The 243-nt window shown below is 64.2% G+C and carries 1 pseudogene; it reads left to right on the top strand.

What is annotated here, in order from left to right:
* A pseudogene (locus AAEY79_RS16135) lies at window positions 1–203 on the top strand (hypothetical protein); the annotation flags it as partial.
* Window positions 204–243: the final 40 nt, after the last annotated feature.

Genomic DNA, 243 nt, shown 5'->3' with positions numbered 1-243 from the left:
CCGACTATGGAATGAATGCCGCATGGATGGCCATCCTGTTCATCCTGATCGGCTTCCCGTGCATCAGCCTGTGGGCCGCGTTCGGCCTCGGCCTGCGCCGCTTCCTGTCGAATCCCCGCGCGCTGCGCATCTTCAACGTGACGATGGCCGTGCTGCTGATCCTGTCGCTGTACCCGCTCGTCGCCCATCTGCTGCCGCAGTAAGCGCTCACGAGCGCCCGTTGAGCTTCAGGTGATGCAGGCG

This window comes from Psychrobacter sp. GW64-MNA-CIBAN-0177 (genome assembly GCF_040309585.1).
In the GTDB taxonomy this organism is placed as follows: domain Bacteria; phylum Pseudomonadota; class Gammaproteobacteria; order Pseudomonadales; family Moraxellaceae; genus Psychrobacter; species Psychrobacter okhotskensis.
Note: the sequence above shows the minus strand (reverse complement) of the source record. Positions and strands in the feature narration are given on the sequence as shown.